The following is a 19,221-nucleotide window of genomic DNA, read 5'->3' as shown; positions in this document are numbered from 1 at the left end:
TGAAGGATTGGCGGCGTGTGGCAACCCGCTACGACAGGTGCCCGAAGGTCTTCCTGTCAGCAATCGTCCTCGCAGCACTCGTTATCTATTGGCTATGAGTCCTGACCCTAGAGCAAACTCTGAAAAGAGGGCGAGTACGTTAAGTCTGAGCATCGCGTCCTCCCAACGCTCAATCATTGTAAAGTGCCTTCCGACTGCCAGCACTCACTCCAGCAGTCGGAAGGGCCCGACAAATCGGGCGACAGCGACAACAACGGAGGTAAATAAAGTTGTGTCGAATTCGCATATTTGAATCTAATTTTTTACAAATCAATATTTTTTCCGCGCGTAAAATTCTTTACGCTCTCGTGCGATAGGCTTCTGCTTTCAAACAAAAAGGTAAGAGGGAGCATCCTAAGGGGCGAGTGCGTTCTCTAGAGCGGCGAAGCGTTTGAGACCGCACAGAAAGCAAGAAAGGAGTGAAATATGGGATTTGGCGAAGCAGTAAAAGCGTGTTTCTCAAAATACTTCCAGTTCTCCGGTCGGGCTTTACGCTCAGAATACTGGTGGTTCTTCTTGTTCGTAGTTCTCGCGAGCGCTGCTTTAGCTGTGCTGGATACAATCATATTCGGGACCAACCCCGAAACAGGGCAGGGATCTCGGGTTCTGTCCTCTGTTTTCCAACTGGCTGTTCTCATACCCATGCTGGCCGCCGGTTGGCGAAGGCTGCATGATACAGGACGACCTGGCTGGTATTTGCTGCTGCCGATGGCGCTCAGCATTACAACGCTATTTGTTATGCTGGGTGGGGTGGCGTTCTTTTCGGTATTGGAGCAAGGGACCGAGAACCCTGACGCATTGCGAGGACCTGCGGCCGTCCTGGGCGTAACCGGTATTGTTGTTGTCTCAATTCTTCAATTGGTTCTGTCCATCCTGATGATCTGGTGGCTTACGCGACCTTCCCAAGAAGGCGCAAACGAATACGGCGAACCTGTTTCCTGATCTGGCTGTCCGGGCAATTGGCTAGAACTTCTGCTGAACGACAGTGCGAACCGTAACTCAATGGAGAGAAAAAAATGAGCTGCAAAACCATTTCCATTGGAATGCTACTGATGGCAGTGGCGACCACAGCATCAGCGGAGTGGTCGTTCAGCTCCGGGCCCAACCCCAATGCGTTTATTCAGACAGGAAACATGACGCTGGAACTTCAGTGTGACCGTATTCGCTTTGCTCCGGCTGGATTCGAGGACAGCCAGGACATTGCGGACAAGCAGGGGCTTTCCATTCGCTTTTTGAAGAACGGCACCACCGAAGTTGGAGCATTTCAGGTTGGCGCAGAAAACGCTGCCGTGCAGATCGTCGACAATTATCCGGTCGAGGTCAGCTTCAACAGTCAGCAGGACTATAGTTTTGTACTGGACCAGCTTGCGGCCAACGCGTCGGTCAATCTGTCGATGAGTGATCAAGATGTCAGCTATGGGATCTTTGACTTGAAAGGTTCCAGCGCAGCAATTCGGTCCCTTCGTTCTGCGTGCGTTTCAGAAGTTAGCCAAGAGACCTCCTACGAAGCGCCCGAAGGCATCGTCTATTGTGGTGGCGGAGCGATAGAGCGCGTGATCGAACCCGTAATTTTGGACAAGCCGGAGGGGGAGTGGGACGCGCGAGTAGCGGTTAACGGCGAGTCGATCAGAGCCATGACGGCCTACAGTTACTTCGGGAACTCTGAGCCGCCCGCTGGATTTGTCGTCGCCCTGCTTGGGGAAGACAGGTCCGAGTTTCTGATTTTTAGCGACGGCTCGGCAAACTGGCTGGAATATGGGGATTACAGGTATGATCAGTGCAATTGATGCCACCCGCCAACTGGCTTCTCAAATAGTGCGCCTGTTGAAAGGATTGGCTTCCGGGATTGTGCTGGTTTCGGGCCTAGTTTGGACCGCACCAGCTGTCGCGGCTGACGTTTCGCAACTTCCGCCCGGTTTGCAGGCGAAGGTTGATCTGGCGGCACAGGCCTGTGCGGAGTTCAACAACGGTCAGTTTGATATAGCCTGGGGCGCGGTTGAAAGGGTCGATCTCGACGGAGATCTACAACGCGACTGGGTTCTGAATGAGTCTGGTTTCGCGTGTTCAAGCGCCGCATCTCTTAATTGCGGAACTGGCGGGTGCATGTCGCACTTCCTGATAGAAGAGGAGGTTCATTCCTTGCTCAATCAAGGCTGGACTGTTGTTGATTTTGGGCGCCAGCGCGTTGTTGTCGCAGATATTCATGGATCCAATTGCGACGGAATAAACCCAACGCCTTGCGTCACCGCCAGTGTTTGGGATGCGGACGCTAAGACGTGGCGCTCGTCTGCTGGCGATTGGGAGTAAACTGCATTTGTGTGTAGCAGATGTGCCAGAGGCCCCATTTTTCGATGGGTTCTCTGTGGCACGCAAACTTATGGGCGAATTGTACAAAGTTGTGCGCAAATACCGCGCAGAGCTATGGGCAAGCTTCCAAGATTTTCTTCAATGAAATCAATGTTGGGAATGCAGCGCTATGAGTGCACCTACAGTCTCTGAAGGGATTCAATAAAGGATTCTTGTTGTTGCGAACTTGCCTGCGGGTTGGGACGCTACTGAAACACCTTACTGCATGGACATCGCAATCCGGGTCGTAACTAAACGTGAGCAGTGTTGCTGGGGTTCATGCTCAATGTGACTTTTGGAATCCTAGGTTTGGGTTCTCAGGCAGTTTGAACATTCTGCGCAGAAAGCAGACTCTGCAAAGTTCAACCAAAGACGTATTTTCGGCAATGATCAAGCAATCAATATGCGGCGCTAAAACCCGCATTTTTGATAGATTTCTGTTTCGGCTGCCATCATATTTGTGACCCCGGTTTTTTCGTCCCAGGGTCACATTTAGATACGCGAGTACTATTCGGCTGGCATCGTTGATGTTTCGGGATCAACAGTTGATGCAATGCCAGCCGCTTCGCGGCGACCATCGTTCCAGATCGCTTTTATCAAAGCAATGCACATCAGCGCCATGACGATAGAGAAAGGTAATGCGCCGATTACCATAGCGGTCTGAATGGCCCCGGTTCCACCTGAGATCAGAAGGCCTCCAACCACCAATGCCAGCGCAGCGCCCCAGAACATGATATGCGGACGTGCCTTGGGCCCTTCGTCACCAGCCGCGTTGATCGTATTCACGATTAACACGGCCGAGTCAGCCGAAGTGACAAGGAAGGTCATCAGCAAAATCACGATCACAACCGCCATGGCCCAGGCCAGGAACTCGGCTATGGGCGCGAGCATGTAGGTGGTCATGGCAAAGATCTTGTCACCATTAGCCGCATCCAGGATCACACCGTTTGCGCCACCGTTCAGTTCAAGGTCGATAGCGGTGCCGCCGGCCCATGCAAACCAGACAAAGCACATCAGCGACGGTACGATCATCGCACCCAGCACGAACTCACGGATGGACCGCCCCCGCGAGATGCGCGCCAAGAACAATCCGACGAAAGGTGCAAACGCGATCCACCAGGCCCAATAAAACACCGGCCACCAGCCCTGCCATTGTGCCAGCAGGAAAGATTCAGACCCTTCTACGCCATCCGAGGCGTAGACGTTGAAGCTGAGCCAGGGCAGAGCAACCAGATAGTCCCAGATGCCGACAAAGAATGCCTTGGCGCCAAAGAACGTAGCCCCGAACAGGATGAAGAAACCCAGAAGGAAGATCGATAGCGCCATATTAATGTTCGACAGCCACTTGATGCCCTTACCCACACCAGACAGAGCTGACAGTGTCGAAGCCCCCATGATGACCAGCAACGCGACGATGATGCCCAGCGTTGTGGCTGAACCGTCTGTATTTGCCAGGCCGCCGATGCCGATACGCGTCAGGCCCGCAACGAACTGCTCAACACCAAAGCCAAGCGTCTGTGCCACACCCAAGATGGTTGCAACGACGGCGACGATATCGATCAGGTGGCCAAGGTTGCCCGAAAGCGCCTTACCAAAAAGCGGCGTCAGGGATGAGCGGATCGTCAGCGGAAGCCCACGGCGATAGCTGAAGAATGCCAATGCAAGACCTGCAATCGCGTAGCACGCCCAAGCGCCCAATCCCCAATGCAGATAGGACCACACGTAGGCAGTGCGCACATTGTCCGCATCTAGGGCTGTAGTGACCCCCTGAATAACCGAAGGATTGTTCTTGAAGTGGGCCACGGGTTCCGCCACCGCCCAGGTCAACATCCCAACTCCGATACCTGCACCGAACATCATCGAGAACCATGAGAAATTCGAGAACTCCGGCTTTTCGCCTTCTACACCCAGGTTCAGACGTCCTGCGGCTGGCCAGATGGCCAAACCAATACAGACGATAACAAACCCGGTTACGACCCAGATGTACCAAGCTGCAAACTGAGCCAGAATGGCTGCATTCCAATCGCCAAGGATCCTGCCGGCCTGGGTCGGCCAAACGATGCACCAGACGACCAGCAAACTAATGATAATCTTACTGATCACCGTGACGTTAACACTGAACCCCCTATAAAAACCGTTGTCAGCGGTCTTAATCGGAAGTTCTGATAGAGGTGGCTTTATCGCCATAATCAACTTCTCCCTGTTTTTGATATTCTGGTGGGACAGTCTGCTAGTTTTGGCCCGATCGCCCATATTGCCGGGAAACCAGTGAGCCCAACGATGCACACCAGTTGCATCGTCAATCTCACTGGGTCCGGGGAGTTAAAACGCGCCGAAATTCTTAGCTTCTCAGAGCCAGCGCACGCGTGTGAATTTCGTTAATCGGATGGCTGTCCGCACCTATGGCCGCGGTTTTGTTTGGTTATCATTGGCTCCCGTGTTTCTCTCACAGGGCTGCACTCGCGCCCATTGGCATAGTTTTTGGTATAAATTTTCTACCTTTTGCAGTAGCTGAGTAATTATGGGTGACATTAACAGAGTTAATACCAGTCTAAGCCGAAACCTCGTGGCGCTTTATGCGTTCGAAATGGTCGCGAAACATGGAAACTTTACAAGTGCCGGCGACGCTCTCGGGCTGACCCAGTCCTCGATCTCGCAACGGATAAAAGGTTTGGAGGTCGATCTGGGCGTCGTCCTCTTTAAAAGAGAACACCGGGGCGTTTCACTGACATATGAGGGGTTGAGGCTTTTGAATGTGGTCAGACCCGCAATGACGCAGATGAATTTTGCGGTAAACTCTTTGCTCGAGCGCAAAACTAAACCCAGTGTTCGAATCTCAGCCGATTTTGCGTTCTCAACATTCTGGCTGCTTCCGCGTCTTGGTTACCTCCGAGAGGAAATCGGGGATGAAATTGAAATTCAGATTTTGGCCTCCACTGTGCCGCCCGACCTGGATGATACCGATTGCGACATTCGTATCCATGTTGCACCCAAAGCCCAGATCAAACCTGATGAAATACTACTCTTGGAAGAGGTTGTCGCCGCTGTTTGCAGTCCTCAGCTATTAGAGAAGATTGGATCAATCCAAAATCCCGCGGACTTGCTGGATGTTCAACTTCTGAGCCTGTCAAAACCTGCAACCGCAGCGTGGCAAACCTGGCAAGGATGGTTTGATAGCCTGGGCATAACTGGCAAAAGAAAGAAAAATTACATCAGTTTCAACAACTATGACATGGTCACCCAGGCTGCTTTGTCTGGTGAAGGTGTCGCATTGGGGTGGATTGGATTGATTGATGATCTGCTCAGCAAGGGGTCTCTGGTGACCGTTACGGACGATTTAGTCTTCAGCGATGCTGGTTATGTAATGTCACGAAGTCATACCAACTCCGGCAGGGGGTCCAGGCTTGTGTTCGACTGGATTGCGGATCAAGTTCTCGCAACATCTTCGAATTAGAACGTCGCTGAGTTGTTCAGCCAGCTCGGCCATAATGTCAGGTCAATTCGAAAACTACGGCAATACTACAACAACATGAAGCGGCATTGAAAACTTGCTTTCTTCTCGCTTTACGGAATTGCAAAATCTGGTCGCGAATGTCGGCTACGGGCTGAATCAGCCAAATATGCAACCCGTAGAAAATGACTGCTGTGGGCCAAAGCTGCCGAAAACTGACTCGGTCCTAAGGTGTTTTTTCAACCACGGGCGCGCATCTCCAAAGCGTCTTGTGTAGTTAGAATGTGTCCCGCGTAACCCCATGAACCGCTGCTTACCTCTAGCAACCGGACAGACGTTCCATTTTGTATTGTTTGCCCGGCGACTTCGCCGAAGGCCTTGGTGATATTTTGTATTATCTTGCCTTTTTCTTCTGCCGAAAACACACCTTCAAGCACCTGAATTTCAATTGAGGGCATCGCACACTCCATTTCTTAAGACTTACCAAAATGCCGGTCTATACTTGGTCGATTGTTCGACAAGATGACATGCAATGCCCATTCTTGTAAGAATCCTATGCAGTTCGAGAGGAGCAACTACATGTCAGCAATGGTTTCATTTCGCTCGGTTGTTGATCCAACGGATTGCGATTTTCTTGGACATATGAATGTTTCGAGGTACTTCGCCGCATGTTCCGACGGTGTTTTAGCCATTCAATCTGAAATGGGGTTAACCGCAAACGATATGCGAACGGGCCGCCGTGTTTCATTCGCCGTAGTCAACGCTCAAAGCGATTTCCGCGCAGAGCTTACTGCTGGTGAATCGATACGGCTGGAGACGGAAGTTGTAGCGATTGGCTCCAAATCCATGACCTTTAGACATCGGCTTTTTCGAGCTGACGGCAACAAAATAGCGTTCGAAACCGAATTCAAATGCGTACTGCTAAGCCTCGAAACCCGCCAAGCCACAGAGATACCCGATGACGTTCGCGAACGTGCAACCAAATGGTTGGGGAACCCAACCTGAATGACCAGAAAGTCCCGAATTGCGTTGGTTCACTCCGACTAATCTTAGCGCCGTACATCAATCGGTGGCTTTGGTCAGCATCGCTAGAATTACAAAGCTCGGTCTTGAAGGTCCGCTTTGGGCTGCGATCTGTCGCAGACATCGTATGCAGAAAATGTCTGCAGTGAGCCCAATGCAGTCATCCATCGTTGCTTGAGCAGGACAATAAATTGCGCATTTGACAACAAGTATTTACGGCCCTCATGCTAAAACTTGGAAATCGAAGTGGAACGACCAAAGGTAATTTCATGTTTAGATCATCAACCCGAAGTGAAGCAGAAAGTTTGTTAAGCGGACTTGCTCTTGGATTTTCTGCGGACCCATTCATGCGTTGGCTGTATCCTGAACCTGCCGATTTCCTCTCCCACTTCCCGCGAGTAATGGACTTCTTTGGAGGGCGTGCATTTGAACAGGGCAGCGCGTTTCGAAACGATGATTTCACCGCTGGCGCACTTTGGCTTCCGCCAAGCATTCACCCTGATGAAGAACGGCTTGTCGCCTGTTTTGAGCAGACGGTCTCACCAGAAAAGCATGATGCGTTGTTCGAAACCTTTGGGCAGATGGACAATTATCATCCCGATGAGGACTGCTGGCATTTAGCTTTTATTGCGGTCGACCCAATTCACCAAGGAAAAGGGTTGGGTTCCGCGTTGCTTGAATGCTGCCTCAAACGTTGTGACGAAGATGGAAGACCTGCTTACTTAGAGTCGACAAACCCTACAAATCTATCGCTGTATAAGCACTATGGTTTTCAAGAGATGGGTCTAATCAAAGCCGACCAAGCCCCACCCCTATTTCCGATGTTTCGAGCCGCCCAATAGCGATAGAACAAACGGCTGCATTGTCCGCTTCTCGGAAAACTGCAAAGTCTAGTTTTGAATTTCCGGTTTGGGCTGCGACCGGTCACAGATACGCGTCGCGGATATCTGAGCGAACTGCCGTGTCGCAAAGCGACGTGACCTATTCTTTGACCCATGGTAGTGGCCCTGTGAAAGGGCACTCCATGACAGCGGAACAAAAACAACAAAACCCGACAGCTGGTATTGTGTTCGTGCTGATCGGAATATTGGCGATTTCTGTCAATGACATGCTGATTAAATTCCTGTCTGGCGGTTACCCCTTGCACCAGATGGTGTTTACAAGATCGTTGATCGGGATCGGGTTCAGCTTTGCCCTGGTCCAGATGGAGGGTGGTTGGCGCATCCTGAAAACCGATCAGCCGGGACTTCACCTTGTGCGCGGTTTGCTGATTGTCATTGCCAATCTGACGTTCTTTACGGCCCTGGCGGTAATGCCGCTGGCGGAAGCCACCGCTGTTTTCTTCGTAGCCCCCTTGATGATCACCTTGCTGAGTATCCCATTGCTTGGCGAAAAAGTTGGGCCGATGCGGATTGGTGCTGTGCTTGTGGGATTTTGGGGCGTGGTGATCATGACTCGCCCATGGGAGGCCGGCGGCGAGCGTGAAGTTGGTCTGTTGATGTATGCCTTACCGGTTCTTGCTGCATTTACCTATGCCCTCAACAACTTGATGACCCGTTTTCTTGGCGCAAAGTCCAAAGCCTCAGCAATGGCCGTGTACATTCAGGCGTGCTTTATCGTTGTCAGTCTGTTGTTCTGGTCAGTGGCAGGGGATGGACGTTTTGCGAGCGAGCTCGAGAACGATAGCCTGATCTTCTTACTGCGTGCGTGGGTTTGGCCCGAAGGGGCTGACCGCTGGTTGTTTATTGGCCTCGGATTCAATTCTGCAATTGTCGGGTATTGCCTTGGCCAAGCCTACCGAATGGCAGACGCAGCTACAGTGGCACCGTTTGAATATGTCGGTCTTCCCATGGCTATTTTCTGGGGATGGGTCATCTGGGGCGAACTCCCAAACCTGCCTGTCGCAGTCGGTATTTCACTGATCTTGGGGTCAGGACTGTTTGTCTTTTTGCGCGAGCGTCAGAAAAAGAGGCACGTTGTTACTGAAAAGAGAGTGCACCGTCGGTATTAGGTGCCAAATCAATTCTTGCCAAAAGCCGCTCAAAAATACCTTGGGATATTGAATATCAATCACAGTTGAGCACTGATGAATCTTGTCATTAATGAGATGAGAATTTTGATGCGATACACAGTCATTCTTGCTGCGCTAATTCTTACCGCTTGCGGCAATGAACCCGCAGAGCCTTTGACGCGACTTTATCCAGGCGAGACCCCTGAGTTGCGTGTGATGATCAACGAAACCGCGGACGCAAACGGAGTGCCGCGGAGCCTCGTACACCGTGTGATCCAGCGAGAAAGCGACTACCGCCCTAATGCCCGAAATGGTCCCTATTACGGGCTGATGCAGATTCTGCCTGCTACTGCGCGCCAGATGGGATTTCGCGGACAGCCTTCCGACCTCTTGGACGCTCAGACCAATCTAACATACGCCATTAGATATTTGCGTGGTGCTTGGATGGTTTCAGATGGAAATGAGCCCGAAGCGGTCATGTGGTATGCCCGCGGGTATTATTACGAGGCGCGAAACAGATGCATGCTTGTGGCCACCGGGCTTAGGGATACTGAGGTGCGAAAGTACTGCGGATGAAGCCCGTCTCTGACATTCTTACTCCCCTCTGGAACTGAGACTTTTGGGCAAGTTGCTAACTTTGAGTTATTTGTCATGGCCCCGGAAAAGCTAGTTGTCGGGCGTGCGAGCGCTTCCTCAGGAGAGGCTCCAATTCTGCAAACGACCTAGTCCTCCGGCGCAAGTAGTTTGCACTGGTGTGGAAAGACGGGAGACTGGCACCGAAATTCCTACCTGTGCGTTGCTTTAGGTGTCGTCTGGTGACACGCCCTGCCTATTACCAGAAGTTGGTTCAATCTCCCGAATTGCCAAATCCGCGATTTTTCGAACCAGATACCAAACGCTGCTCCGGCGTGTATGCCCCTTGATCCAGCCAGTCACACACTGAGCCGGGATCCTACCGCTAGTGTGGATGAGGATCTGGCGCGATTGCGCAGGCAGATGATGGCTGTGTTTGAGCGGTGAAGTCTGTTTGACAGAAATATGCAGAAACCGAGTTTGTTGAGTTTCCGCTACGCGTAGCGGCAGATAACAGATTTGCAGAGCAGTTGTACTTGTCGGTGGGATTTTCTCCAACGGGTATCGATATTCGAAGACCTAGTTAGTACCCGTATTTCAGTATGCTCTTGGCCATTCGTATTTATGGATGGGCTGCTTGGTATTGTCTCTGAATTCTCTGAAGAGAATGGACATTTAAGTGCCCTGATCTCGCTATTCTTGCCGGAGGCAGAAAAAAGCAGGGGAGACACGAATTTGCCAGATGCTGTACGACGTATGAGTGACCAAAAGCTAACACTAAGCTGCCTTCAGACCACCAGCATCGCCTGCGATACCGACTATGCAATCATCGCCGATCTGAATGCGATTTGCCGGGCTTTCCCCTCCGAGTTCCAGTTTGGGTGAGGTTAACCAGAACGCGCATTGCCACGGGGTCATTTCACGTGGCAGGGCTTTCAACACTTTTTCCATCAAAGGAAGCGGGGTTCCATCCTGAGCAAACTGGAAAGATGGATAGGCGTTGGCTCCTTTGTAAGGTAAAGAAAGCACCTTCCCGGTTCGTGTCCAGATGTCGGCTATCCGCGTGATCTGCCAGGAGCCCTTCTGCCATTGTGCGTGCACGCCTACATCGTCCAGCAACGGATACTCACGCGCAAAATCATCCATCCGGATGTCATTGACCGCGCAACAATGCCCCTCGAAATTATGCAAATACATCTACTCACTCACTGAACTCACTAACAACTCATGAAACGATACTGCCAAAAAACCGTTCTAACCAAAGTTAAGAAGTTCACATTGGGCAAATTGAACTTCAGCTGCCCTCGTTTTTTTGCCTAGCGCGCTGAAATTATTGTTGGTTTGCTTACGATGACCCGCCGTTCTGATGCTCGTAAAACCAGTTCTGAATTCCTGGCTTTGTTACTCATTGGAGTAGTAATCCTCACAAGATGAGGGCATTGGCCATGAATCTACCGAACCAATCTCTGGTTTGTGAGTGATCAAGATCAGCGCGTTGGACAAAGCCGCCAGTCACTCAGTCCAGTGTTGGAAACTAGTACCGAGCGCGGGCTCTCTTTTTTACGATCACGATCCTCCTCGTCTGACACTCCCGCAAAAAGACAAACAGTCCTGATCCTAAGATTAGCGTGAGGTCTTGTATTTCTACCGACCTAAATTCCTTTCTCTGGTCATAATACGGACTGACCATTCCAAAAATTTCCTACCGCCACCTTGAATTTCTGGACCAATCATTCCAAATCATGCGCATGAGCAAAAAAACTCTCCCAAATGGCGACATCAAATCATCCGCAGGTCCAGGTAGACCTCGTGCCTTTGACGAAGCTGAGGCATTGGAAAAAGCCTTGTGTGTATTCTGGCACAAGGGCTACGAGACCGCGTCCGTGGATGATCTGACCAAGGCCATGGGTTTGAGCCGGTCCAGCTTCTATGGAGCGTTCGGCAACAAGCAGGCTTTGTTTCACAAAGCCCTCAGCCACTATTCAAGGCGTGGTTTGAAAGCGCTGCGTGACGTTGCTGACGCGGGCGGAGATGACCCTGTTGGTGCGATAATGGAAGCTTTGGCGAACCCGCAAGGCGGTCGTGATGGCTGCATGCTTATCAACTGCCTGACGGAACTTGCTCCTCATGATGATGAAGTGGCGGCTCTCGGGCGGCAGCATTTGGAGAATATTGACGAGATTATTGCGAGAGCGCTTGAGCCTTCGGATCCGGGACAGGCCCTCGACAAGGCACGCGCCTTTGCGTCCCTTGCAATCGGAACACTAGCCTTGCGCAAGGCGGGCGTTTCCGCTGAGCAGATATCGCAAACCCTGAAACAAGCCCGGTTGGTGATTTCGCCATAAGGCCTCCCGCCACCATAAGGAAAAGAAACCTAAAACAAACTCAATCAAAAGACAGTGACCCTAATATTGGACTGATTGGTCCAATAATTTCTGAACGAAGTTTACCAAAGAAGGAAGCAGCAATGGCTGATGAAAAACTGTTCTCCGGCATCAAAGCTGGTGCAATCGAGCTGAAAAACCGCATTGTCATGGCGCCATTGACCCGCAACCGGGCAAGAGCCGAGGATGACAGTGTCCATGAATTGCAGGCCAAGTACTACGCCCAGCGGGCGGGTGCAGGTCTGATCATCACGGAGGCTTCGCAAATCTCACCCCAAGGCAAGGGCTATGCCTGGACGCCCGGCATTTATTCCGAAGCGCAGATCGACGGCTGGAAAAAAGTGACTGAGGCCGTCCATGCCAAGGACGGGAAAATTGTAATCCAGCTTTGGCATGTGGGCCGGATTTCGCATTACAGCTTGCAGCAGGATGGTGGCGCCCCTGTTGCACCATCCGCAATTGGAGCTAAGGCCAAGACGTTTGATGGTGAGCAGTTTGTTGAAACATCTGAACCGCGGGCTCTGGCCATCGAAGAAATTGCGAACATTGTTTCCGACTACCGGAGGGCCGCGGAAAACGCCAAAGAGGCTGGTTTCGACGGTGTCGAGGTCCACGCAGCCAATGGATATCTGATCGATCAGTTCCTGCGGGACGAATCCAACAGGCGTGAAGACGAATACGGCGGTCCTGTCGAGAACAGAGCGCGATTCCTGAAGGAAGTCATGGACGTGGTTGTCGACGTGTGGGGCGCCGACCGCGTTGGCGTTCGCCTCAGCCCGTTCTCGTACGCCAACAACATCTCCGACAGCGACCCGCAGGCGACGTTCTCCCATGCGATCAAATTGTTGAATAGCTATGGGTTGGCCTATCTCCATCTCGTGGAAGGACAGACCGGCGGCCCGCGTGATATTCCTGAAGGTGGCGATCTAAAGGCGCTCTATGAATTGTTTGACGGTGCGAAAATGGGCAACAACGCTTATGATCGCGAAATGGCGATTGAATCGGTTGAGACCGGTGCCGTCGATTTGGTGGCTTTTGGCCGACCGTTCATTTCCAACCCGGATCTTGTCAGTCGGCTGGAGAAAGACGCCGCGCTGAATGAGCTCGATCCAACCACTCTCTACGGCGGCACTGAAAAAGGGTACACCGATTACCCGGCACTGGAAGAGGAAGCGGTTGCCGCAGAGTGATGCATCACTCTTAACTCCTTGGTAACAGGCGATACCAAATAGAGTGAGCGCGCCGGTTTGGACGCGCTCACTTCGAGGTTACGGCAATACCCTTTCTTGAAGCGGGGTTCTGTCACAAGTCTACGAATGGACTGCTTCCCTCCGATTGCGGTGATTAAGAGAGGCTTTTGAGTTTATCTTCAGCGTCTCTTTGAGTTGGCGAAATCCAGTTTTCAGCAGATACCACGTCCGAGAAAACGAGCTGTGTGAGCCGACGTGATAGATTTTGGACTTATCTGCCGCGCAGAGTTGGTTCTTCGTATTTGCTGCTGGTCAGGTAACGTTAGGTTGGGAGTACGATATGGAATTACCAACACTGACGTACGAAATGATAGCCGTACTGAGTCTATTATCTTTTACCGTCTTACTTTTTGTTACCGAGATTATACGGATCGATGTCGCAGCAATTCTTGTAATGGTACTGCTTGGCGCACTGAGCTATCTACCGGGGCTAGGTAATCTAGCCGATATATCCAAGCTCTTTGAAGGTTTCTCCTCCAACGCTGTGATGTCCATCATCGCAGTGATGGTAATTGGGGCTGGGCTTGATAAGACTGGACTTATGTCAAAGGTCGCGGCCTTGATCCTCAAGAATGGTGGCACGACAGAGGCCCGGATAATCCCCATAATTTCAACAACGGTTGGTGTCATCAGCTCTTTCATGCAGAACGTCGGAGCTGCTGCGCTTTTTCTGCCTGTTGTTAGCCGCATCTCAGCACGTACGGAAATCCCGATGAGTAGGTTGCTGATGCCCATGGGGTTTTGCGCGATTCTGGGTGGTACGATCACATTGGTCGGGTCGTCGCCCCTCATCCTGTTGAATGACTTGATCGTTTCGGCAAATTCATCCCTTCCGGCTGACCAACAAATGGAGACATTTGGGTTGTTTTCAGTCACGCCTATCGGTGTGATGCTGGTGCTGACAGGGGTTCTTTACTTTGTGCTCTTTGGTCGTTGGGTCCTTCCAGCGCAGCGAGAGCGTGGAGAAGACGCAAGCTCAGCTCGGTCCATGCAGACCTATGTAGAAAACACCTATGGGCTTAGGGCCGATATGTTCGAGATTCGTGTTCCAGAAGGCTCGATCTTGATTGGACAAACGCTCGCGGATGTCATGGTCGCCCATAATATTTACATTCTTGGTACATCCTATCGCGGCCACAAGGTCATCGCGCCGATGGCTGATACAAAGATCGAAGCCCCGGCGCGGCTCGCAGTGCTCGGCCTGCGTCGGGTGGTTGAGCATCAGTTCGCTGAGCCTTACGGCTTAGAGATACTACCCCAACTAGACGTCTTTGCGGATGATTTCGCCGCGACTCAATCAGGGGTGGCAGAGGTTGTTATTCCTCCCGGTTCTTCAGTGATCGGCCAGACTCCGATTGATTTGCGTCTCCGTCAAACACATGGGTTGTCTTTGTTAGCCATTCAGCGTGGCGAAGAAACACTGAGCCACGTTGAAACCGAGGATCATGCAGCCACGCATATCGGGCAAGTTCCTTTGCAAGCCGGCGACACATGTGTGGTGCACGTGCAGTGGGATCGTCTGACACGACTGAAGTCAGACAGGGATTTCGTCGTTGTAACCTCGGACTTTCCCCAGGAAGAGTTGCGGCCACACAAGGTCGGATGGGCGCTCGCCTTCTTCCTAATAGCGTTGAGCTTAATTTTGTTCTCTGATCTGCGCTTGTCATTGTGCCTGTTGATCGGCGCTATTGGGATGGTTTTGAGCCGGGTGCTCTCGATTGATGAAGCCTACGAGTCGATCAGTTGGAGCACAGTTTTTCTGCTCGCTTCGCTGATCCCGTTGGGCCAGGCAGTTCAGAACACCGGCACTGCGGATTGGATTGCCGCGCATGTGTTGGCCCTCCTGAAGGGGTGGCCGATCTGGTCTTTGCAAGCAGGAATCGCCATTTTGGCGACAGCGTTCACGCTGGTCATGTCGAACGTGGGTGCAACTGTTCTGCTGGTGCCGCTGGCGGTTTCTATCGCCATATCAGCGGGTGGTAACCCGGCTGTATTTGCCCTCACAGTGGCAATTTCAACGTCCAACTCATTTTTGATCCCAACCCACCAGGTGAACGCGTTGATCATGGGCCCAGCAGGCTACCGGGTGGTCGATTTTGTTCGCTCGGGCGGAATTATGACTCTCCTTTTCTTGGTTGTCTCAATGACCGGGCTTGCGATTTTCTTCTGAGTCGCCTCTCGGCGATCCGCATTGCTGAACTCTGCTTCAGCTCAAAAGAACTGGCAAGATGAGGCCTTTGAGACCAATCCTTTTGTCGGAGCAGCAGATCCGAGATCTATACAAATGGAACTTCGCTGCGAGCAAGAGAAGAAGGGCGGCGAACAAATGCAAACCTGACGCCGACATACCCTGGTACTGGACCGTTTTTGTTTTATCGATCACTGTTGCTTGGCCAATACCGTCGGCATATTGGAGAGTTCACAATGAAGTTCCTTCGAACACCTGACCATCGGTTTGACGGGTTGCCAGATTTCGCATTCGGCCCGAACTATCTTGATGTGGATGATACCGAAGGCGGTCGACTCCGACTGCACTATTTGGATGAGGGTCCGGCACAGGCACCGCCTGTATTGTTGATGCATGGAGAGCCCACCTGGTGTTTCCTGTATCGGCACATGATCCCATTATTCAAAGATGCGGGCCACCGAGTTCTGGCGCCTGATTTGATTGGGTTCGGACGGTCGGACAAGCCAGCTGAGCGGTTCGATTACACCTACCAACGCCATGTAGACTGGATGTCCGAGTGGTTGCGGAAAGTTGACCTAACGAGCATCACATTGGTTTGCCAAGACTGGGGCGGACTCATAGGCTTGCGGCTAGTTGCGAGTATGCCCGAGCGGTTCTATCGGGTAGTTGTGGCAAACACGGCCTTGCCCACCGGTGACACTCCCTTGGGCGAGGCATTTCTTTCTTGGCGGGAATACTCGCAATCCGTTCCTGAATTTAATTCGGGACGCATCGTATTCGGCGGCACAACATCCAAGATTTCCGATGAAGAGGTCGCAGCCTACAACGCACCGTTCCCGGATGCGCGCTATCTGGCAGGCGCTCGACAGTTTCCAATGTTGGTGCCCGACAAACCCGACAACCCAGCTTCAGAAGCCAACCGAGCCGCATGGAAAACCCTAAAGACCCTCAACACTCCGTTTCTGACCGTTTTTGGAGAAGATGACAGGGTCATGGCGGGAGTAGACAAAGTGTTCCAAAAGTCGATCCCTGGGGCAGTTGGTCAAAACCATACCGTTGTGCCTAAAGCCGGGCATTTCATTCAAGAAGATGCTGGCAGAGAGCTAGCACAGGCGACTTTGAAATTCATTAAGCAAACCTAGCTGGTATCAGTCTAGTTTCTTCCCCTGTTGCCTCAATTCACACCAAATTTGCGACGCAAGTGCTCGGCCAAGGCCGTTATGCGACGTGGTTGGGCTCGGCTAGGCGGAAACATCATTTGCAAAGGTTTCGGCGGTGGGAGGAAGTCGCGCAAGACAGAAACAAGTCTGCCAGATCGAACATCTTCGCCTACATCCAGTTCTGACTTCAATACGACCCCATGGCCTGCAATCGCCCAATCGCGGATGAGTGAACCATCATTGACTATTCGATTTCCCTTTACCGATACGCGCTGGGCATTTGGCCCTGATCCAAACTCCCAAACGTTGTCGATCATGTCGCCAAACCTCATGACCAAGCAGTTGTGGATTAATAGATCTTCTGGTTTTTCGGGCGTTCCGAATGAGGCCAGATAACTTGGGGACGCACATACGAAACGTTGGTAGCTTCCTAGATTTCGCAACCTGAGCGAGCTGTCTGTGATGTTGCCAAAGCGAACGGCGAGGTCGAAACCCTGGCCCACAAGGTCGACATAGCCGTCCGAGAGGGACAGTTCGATTGAGACGGCTGGGTTCTCTTCGGTGAATTCGGCAATAACCTTGGAAACAATGCTCCGTCCCAAGTCAATCGGCGCGCTTATGCGAATTGGACCAGACAGAGTTTCGGCACCGTGCCGAACAAGTGTATCCAGGTCCGCAACCTCACTGAGTATGCTTCTTGCTCCGTTAGCTAGTGTCCGGCCTTCTTCGGTCAGGCTAATGGAACGGGTGGTGCGGTTGAACAAAACCACTCCGTAATGTGCCTCGAGAGCCGCGAGCCGCTCGGACACTGTCGTGCTCGACATCCCTGTGTCGCGCGCCGCGGCCACAAGACTGCCTTTCTCGGCTATGGTCAGAAACAAGCGAAGATTGTCTAAATGCATTAAACGGTATTTCCGGATTATATGTTCGATTATACTCCGTTTATCCCGAAAAGACTGCGGCGTAAATCTAACGCATCACGCAAATACACAAGGGACCTATTCCAATGGCCAAGTTGACAATCGTCGCCAACATCAAAGCTAACCCCGACAAGACTGACCTCGTAAAGGCCGAGCTGATCAAGCTCATCGACATAACCCGTGCCGAAGAAGGTTGCATTAACTATGACCTGCACCAGGACAACGACAACCCGGCTCATTTCGTGTTCTACGAAAACTGGCAAAGCCGAGAGCTTTGGCAAACCCACATGGGTGCTCAGCACCTTGCGGCTTACCTGGAAGCAACAGAGGGCGCCGTTGCAGAATTCACGTTGAATGAGATGACAGTCATCGGTTGATTGAGAACCGGACAAAGGAGCACGTTATGAAAGCCGTGGGATACCTTGAGACAGGGTCGATTGATCGGGCGGACGCCTTAATCGACTTTGAGGCCGACAAACCGACGCCGAAAGAGCACGACTTGTTGGTGAAGGTGCAGGCCGTGTCAGTGAACCCAGTTGATACGAAAATTCGTCAAAAACGTGCTCCTGTAGGTCCAATACCTGATATTCTGGGGTGGGACGCAGTAGGGATCGTCGAAGCAGTTGGTGAAACGGTTGAGACTTTCAGTCCGGGAGATACAGTTTGGTACGCCGGGGCAATAAACAGATCGGGGACCAATGCTGAGTTTCATCTGGTAGATGAACGTATCGTCGGGTCAGCGCCAAAGTCCATATCTGCAAAAGCAGCTGCGGCGATGCCGCTAACGACACTTACTGCCTTTGAGATGCTGTTCGACCGCTTGCGAGTTCAAGATGCCGTTTCCGGCGGGACCAATACGTTGTTGGTTATTGGTGGCGCAGGCGGTGTCGGGTCGATCACCATTCAATTGGCCCGGGCTCTTACTGAATTGACAGTGATAGCGACGGCGTCCCGACCCGAGACACAAGACTGGGTTCGAGAGCTGGGTGCACACCATGTCATCAACCATGCGGAACCTTTTGGCTCACAACTCGAGGCTCTCGGTATCGACAGCGTGGATTTCATTTATTCGACAAACCATTCCCAGCTTTATGCTTCCCAAGCTGGAGAGGTGATGACACCTCAAGGTCGCTTTGGGTTGATTGATGATCCTGAAACCTTCGACATCGCGCCGTTCAAACCTAAATCGATCTCATTGCATTGGGAGTTCATGTACACTCGGTCGCTTTTTGGGACTGGAGATATGAACCGTCAAAGCGAAATCCTGAATCAGGTCGCCGGGTTGATAGATGACGGAAAGATCAGATCCACAGCGACCGATACACTTGGTAGGATCAATGCTACAAACTTAAAGAAAGCGCATACTATCCTTGAAAGCGGCAAGGCCAAAGGAAAGCTCGTGCTTGAGGGTTTTAGATGAGAATTGAGCGGCTGGATCATGTGAATATCGTGACGACTAAGTTGCCTGAGATGGTTACTTGGTATGAAGAGGTCTTGGGTTTAAAACTCGGGGCCCGCCCTGATTTTCCGTTTCCCGGAGCTTGGTTGTATGCGGGTGATCACGCCGTGGTTCACCTTGTGGGTCACGAAGGAACGCCTAATGTCGGCTCCGAAGTGAAGCTCAAGCTCGAGCATTTTGCGCTCTCAGCCACAGGGTTGAGAGCATTCGAAGAAAAACTGATCTCGTGTCAGATCCAGTATCGCAAATCCGAAGTCCCGGGATCCCGAATGATCCAAATCCATGTGGCCGATCCTGATGGAAATCACATTCACATAGACTTTGAAGAAACTGAATAAGTGGCTAACCCGCGAAATAGTCGCAACGCAAAATCAAGCCGGTAACTTCTTGCCGATTAGGGATTGAGGTCCTTGCCGG

19 protein-coding genes and 1 pseudogene are annotated in these 19,221 nt (G+C 51.8%); 16 read left to right on the top strand and 4 right to left on the bottom strand.

What is annotated here, in order from left to right; genetic code table 11:
* The 4 genes and pseudogenes from ACR0AJ_RS20145 to ACR0AJ_RS20130 form a co-directional block, all read left to right on the top strand.
* Positions 1-98: pseudogene (locus tag ACR0AJ_RS20145) on the top strand (IS5/IS1182 family transposase); the annotation flags it as partial.
* A 367-nt stretch (positions 99-465) separates the two neighbouring features.
* Positions 466-981 (top strand): DUF805 domain-containing protein, encoded by a 516-nt coding sequence (locus ACR0AJ_RS20140; protein ID WP_480649424.1) that lies wholly within the window; start codon positions 466-468, stop codon positions 979-981.
* 74 nt (positions 982-1,055) lie between these two features.
* Complete coding sequence (locus tag ACR0AJ_RS20135; RefSeq protein WP_170352058.1) at positions 1,056-1,826, top strand: hypothetical protein; 771 nt, start codon at positions 1,056-1,058, stop codon at positions 1,824-1,826.
* Positions 1,810-2,346: a hypothetical protein gene (locus ACR0AJ_RS20130; protein ID WP_170352057.1), complete on the top strand. Its 537-nt coding sequence runs from the start codon at positions 1,810-1,812 to the stop codon at positions 2,344-2,346. Before ACR0AJ_RS20135 ends, ACR0AJ_RS20130 begins: the two co-directional genes overlap by 17 nt.
* 546 nt (positions 2,347-2,892) lie before the next feature.
* Here ACR0AJ_RS20130 and ACR0AJ_RS20125 read toward each other — a convergent pair.
* The gene (locus ACR0AJ_RS20125; RefSeq protein WP_170352056.1) at positions 2,893-4,572 is read right to left on the bottom strand and encodes a BCCT family transporter; all 1,680 of its coding nucleotides are present in this window, start codon (positions 4,570-4,572) and stop codon (positions 2,893-2,895) included.
* Positions 4,573-4,906: 334 nt separating this feature from the next.
* Between ACR0AJ_RS20125 and ACR0AJ_RS20120 the strand changes: the two genes are divergently transcribed.
* The gene (locus ACR0AJ_RS20120) at positions 4,907-5,839 is read left to right on the top strand and encodes a LysR family transcriptional regulator (RefSeq protein ID WP_480741759.1); all 933 of its coding nucleotides are present in this window, start codon (positions 4,907-4,909) and stop codon (positions 5,837-5,839) included.
* A 236-nt stretch (positions 5,840-6,075) separates the two neighbouring features.
* Here the strand turns inward: ACR0AJ_RS20120 and ACR0AJ_RS20115 are convergent, their stop codons facing one another.
* Positions 6,076-6,294: a tautomerase family protein gene (locus ACR0AJ_RS20115; protein ID WP_480649282.1), complete on the bottom strand. Its 219-nt coding sequence runs from the start codon at positions 6,292-6,294 to the stop codon at positions 6,076-6,078.
* 121 nt (positions 6,295-6,415) lie between these two features.
* Between ACR0AJ_RS20115 and ACR0AJ_RS20110 the strand changes: the two genes are divergently transcribed.
* The 4 genes from ACR0AJ_RS20110 to ACR0AJ_RS20095 all read left to right on the top strand — a co-directional run bounded on the left by ACR0AJ_RS20110 (position 6,416) and on the right by ACR0AJ_RS20095 (position 9,446).
* Complete coding sequence (locus tag ACR0AJ_RS20110) at positions 6,416-6,841, top strand: acyl-CoA thioesterase (RefSeq protein ID WP_170414968.1); 426 nt, start codon at positions 6,416-6,418, stop codon at positions 6,839-6,841.
* Between the two features lie 365 nt (positions 6,842-7,206).
* Entirely contained in the window at positions 7,207-7,701 is a 495-nt protein-coding gene (locus ACR0AJ_RS20105; RefSeq protein WP_480741757.1) for a GNAT family N-acetyltransferase, read from the top strand.
* Between the two features lie 182 nt (positions 7,702-7,883).
* Positions 7,884-8,870 carry a DMT family transporter gene (locus tag ACR0AJ_RS20100; protein ID WP_480741755.1) on the top strand — a complete coding sequence of 329 codons (987 nt, stop codon included), beginning with the start codon at positions 7,884-7,886 and terminating at the stop codon, positions 8,868-8,870.
* A 108-nt stretch (positions 8,871-8,978) separates the two neighbouring features.
* Positions 8,979-9,446, top strand: a complete 468-nt coding sequence (locus ACR0AJ_RS20095) for a lytic transglycosylase domain-containing protein (protein WP_254428635.1) — start codon at positions 8,979-8,981, stop codon at positions 9,444-9,446.
* Between the two features lie 774 nt (positions 9,447-10,220).
* On the opposite strand, the gene ACR0AJ_RS20090 is transcribed toward ACR0AJ_RS20095, so the two are convergent.
* Positions 10,221-10,640, bottom strand: coding sequence for a hypothetical protein (locus ACR0AJ_RS20090; RefSeq protein WP_170414957.1), 420 nt, complete (start codon positions 10,638-10,640; stop codon positions 10,221-10,223).
* Between the two features lie 551 nt (positions 10,641-11,191).
* On the opposite strand from ACR0AJ_RS20090, the gene ACR0AJ_RS20085 reads away from it, so the two are divergent.
* The 4 genes from ACR0AJ_RS20085 to ACR0AJ_RS20070 all read left to right on the top strand — a co-directional run bounded on the left by ACR0AJ_RS20085 (position 11,192) and on the right by ACR0AJ_RS20070 (position 16,407).
* On the top strand, positions 11,192-11,788 hold the full coding sequence (locus ACR0AJ_RS20085) for a TetR/AcrR family transcriptional regulator (RefSeq protein ID WP_480741753.1): 597 nt from the start codon (positions 11,192-11,194) through the stop codon (positions 11,786-11,788).
* 122 nt (positions 11,789-11,910) lie between these two features.
* Positions 11,911-13,017, top strand: a complete 1,107-nt coding sequence (locus ACR0AJ_RS20080; protein WP_480741752.1) for an alkene reductase — start codon at positions 11,911-11,913, stop codon at positions 13,015-13,017.
* Between the two features lie 340 nt (positions 13,018-13,357).
* On the top strand, positions 13,358-15,247 hold the full coding sequence (locus tag ACR0AJ_RS20075) for an SLC13 family permease (protein ID WP_480741762.1): 1,890 nt from the start codon (positions 13,358-13,360) through the stop codon (positions 15,245-15,247).
* A 254-nt stretch (positions 15,248-15,501) separates the two neighbouring features.
* A complete protein-coding gene (locus ACR0AJ_RS20070) occupies positions 15,502-16,407 on the top strand; it encodes a haloalkane dehalogenase (RefSeq protein ID WP_170352045.1) in 906 nt (301 codons plus the stop codon).
* Between the two features lie 32 nt (positions 16,408-16,439).
* Here ACR0AJ_RS20070 and ACR0AJ_RS20065 read toward each other — a convergent pair whose 3' ends face one another.
* On the bottom strand, positions 16,440-17,327 hold the full coding sequence (locus ACR0AJ_RS20065) for a LysR family transcriptional regulator (RefSeq protein ID WP_170352044.1): 888 nt from the start codon (positions 17,325-17,327) through the stop codon (positions 16,440-16,442).
* 104 nt (positions 17,328-17,431) lie between these two features.
* On the opposite strand from ACR0AJ_RS20065, the gene ACR0AJ_RS20060 reads away from it, so the two are divergent.
* Genes ACR0AJ_RS20060 through ACR0AJ_RS20050 form a run of 3 tightly spaced genes read left to right on the top strand, consistent with a single transcriptional unit; the run spans position 17,432 to position 19,142 of the window.
* A complete protein-coding gene (locus ACR0AJ_RS20060) occupies positions 17,432-17,722 on the top strand; it encodes a putative quinol monooxygenase (protein ID WP_170352043.1) in 291 nt (96 codons plus the stop codon).
* 26 nt (positions 17,723-17,748) lie between these two features.
* Positions 17,749-18,765, top strand: coding sequence for a zinc-binding alcohol dehydrogenase family protein (locus ACR0AJ_RS20055; protein WP_170352042.1), 1,017 nt, complete (start codon positions 17,749-17,751; stop codon positions 18,763-18,765).
* Entirely contained in the window at positions 18,762-19,142 is a 381-nt protein-coding gene (locus tag ACR0AJ_RS20050) for a VOC family protein (RefSeq protein ID WP_170352041.1), read from the top strand. The genes ACR0AJ_RS20055 and ACR0AJ_RS20050 overlap by 4 nt, the downstream gene beginning before the upstream one ends.
* Positions 19,143-19,221: the final 79 nt, after the last annotated feature.

Source organism: Ruegeria sp. CJ9 (genome assembly GCF_056536625.1).
Note: the sequence above shows the minus strand (reverse complement) of the source record. Positions and strands in the feature narration are given on the sequence as shown.

What these genes read in the sequence shown, in the direction of transcription:
- ACR0AJ_RS20140 (WP_480649424.1), top strand. Translation starts at nt 466, where the DNA reads ATGGGATTTGGCGAAGCAGTAAAAGCGTGTTTCTCAAAATACTTCCAG.
- ACR0AJ_RS20135 (WP_170352058.1), top strand. Translation starts at nt 1,056, where the DNA reads ATGAGCTGCAAAACCATTTCCATTGGAATGCTACTGATGGCAGTGGCG.
- ACR0AJ_RS20130 (WP_170352057.1), top strand. Translation starts at nt 1,810, where the DNA reads ATGATCAGTGCAATTGATGCCACCCGCCAACTGGCTTCTCAAATAGTG.
- ACR0AJ_RS20125 (WP_170352056.1), bottom strand. Translation starts at nt 4,572, where the DNA reads ATGGCGATAAAGCCACCTCTATCAGAACTTCCGATTAAGACCGCTGAC.
- ACR0AJ_RS20120 (WP_480741759.1), top strand. Translation starts at nt 4,907, where the DNA reads ATGGGTGACATTAACAGAGTTAATACCAGTCTAAGCCGAAACCTCGTG.
- ACR0AJ_RS20115 (WP_480649282.1), bottom strand. Translation starts at nt 6,294, where the DNA reads ATGCCCTCAATTGAAATTCAGGTGCTTGAAGGTGTGTTTTCGGCAGAA.
- ACR0AJ_RS20110 (WP_170414968.1), top strand. Translation starts at nt 6,416, where the DNA reads ATGTCAGCAATGGTTTCATTTCGCTCGGTTGTTGATCCAACGGATTGC.
- ACR0AJ_RS20105 (WP_480741757.1), top strand. Translation starts at nt 7,207, where the DNA reads ATGCGTTGGCTGTATCCTGAACCTGCCGATTTCCTCTCCCACTTCCCG.
- ACR0AJ_RS20100 (WP_480741755.1), top strand. Translation starts at nt 7,884, where the DNA reads ATGACAGCGGAACAAAAACAACAAAACCCGACAGCTGGTATTGTGTTC.
- ACR0AJ_RS20095 (WP_254428635.1), top strand. Translation starts at nt 8,979, where the DNA reads ATGCGATACACAGTCATTCTTGCTGCGCTAATTCTTACCGCTTGCGGC.
- ACR0AJ_RS20090 (WP_170414957.1), bottom strand. Translation starts at nt 10,640, where the DNA reads ATGTATTTGCATAATTTCGAGGGGCATTGTTGCGCGGTCAATGACATC.
- ACR0AJ_RS20085 (WP_480741753.1), top strand. Translation starts at nt 11,192, where the DNA reads ATGAGCAAAAAAACTCTCCCAAATGGCGACATCAAATCATCCGCAGGT.
- ACR0AJ_RS20080 (WP_480741752.1), top strand. Translation starts at nt 11,911, where the DNA reads ATGGCTGATGAAAAACTGTTCTCCGGCATCAAAGCTGGTGCAATCGAG.
- ACR0AJ_RS20075 (WP_480741762.1), top strand. Translation starts at nt 13,358, where the DNA reads ATGGAATTACCAACACTGACGTACGAAATGATAGCCGTACTGAGTCTA.
- ACR0AJ_RS20070 (WP_170352045.1), top strand. Translation starts at nt 15,502, where the DNA reads ATGAAGTTCCTTCGAACACCTGACCATCGGTTTGACGGGTTGCCAGAT.
- ACR0AJ_RS20065 (WP_170352044.1), bottom strand. Translation starts at nt 17,327, where the DNA reads ATGCATTTAGACAATCTTCGCTTGTTTCTGACCATAGCCGAGAAAGGC.
- ACR0AJ_RS20060 (WP_170352043.1), top strand. Translation starts at nt 17,432, where the DNA reads ATGGCCAAGTTGACAATCGTCGCCAACATCAAAGCTAACCCCGACAAG.
- ACR0AJ_RS20055 (WP_170352042.1), top strand. Translation starts at nt 17,749, where the DNA reads ATGAAAGCCGTGGGATACCTTGAGACAGGGTCGATTGATCGGGCGGAC.
- ACR0AJ_RS20050 (WP_170352041.1), top strand. Translation starts at nt 18,762, where the DNA reads ATGAGAATTGAGCGGCTGGATCATGTGAATATCGTGACGACTAAGTTG.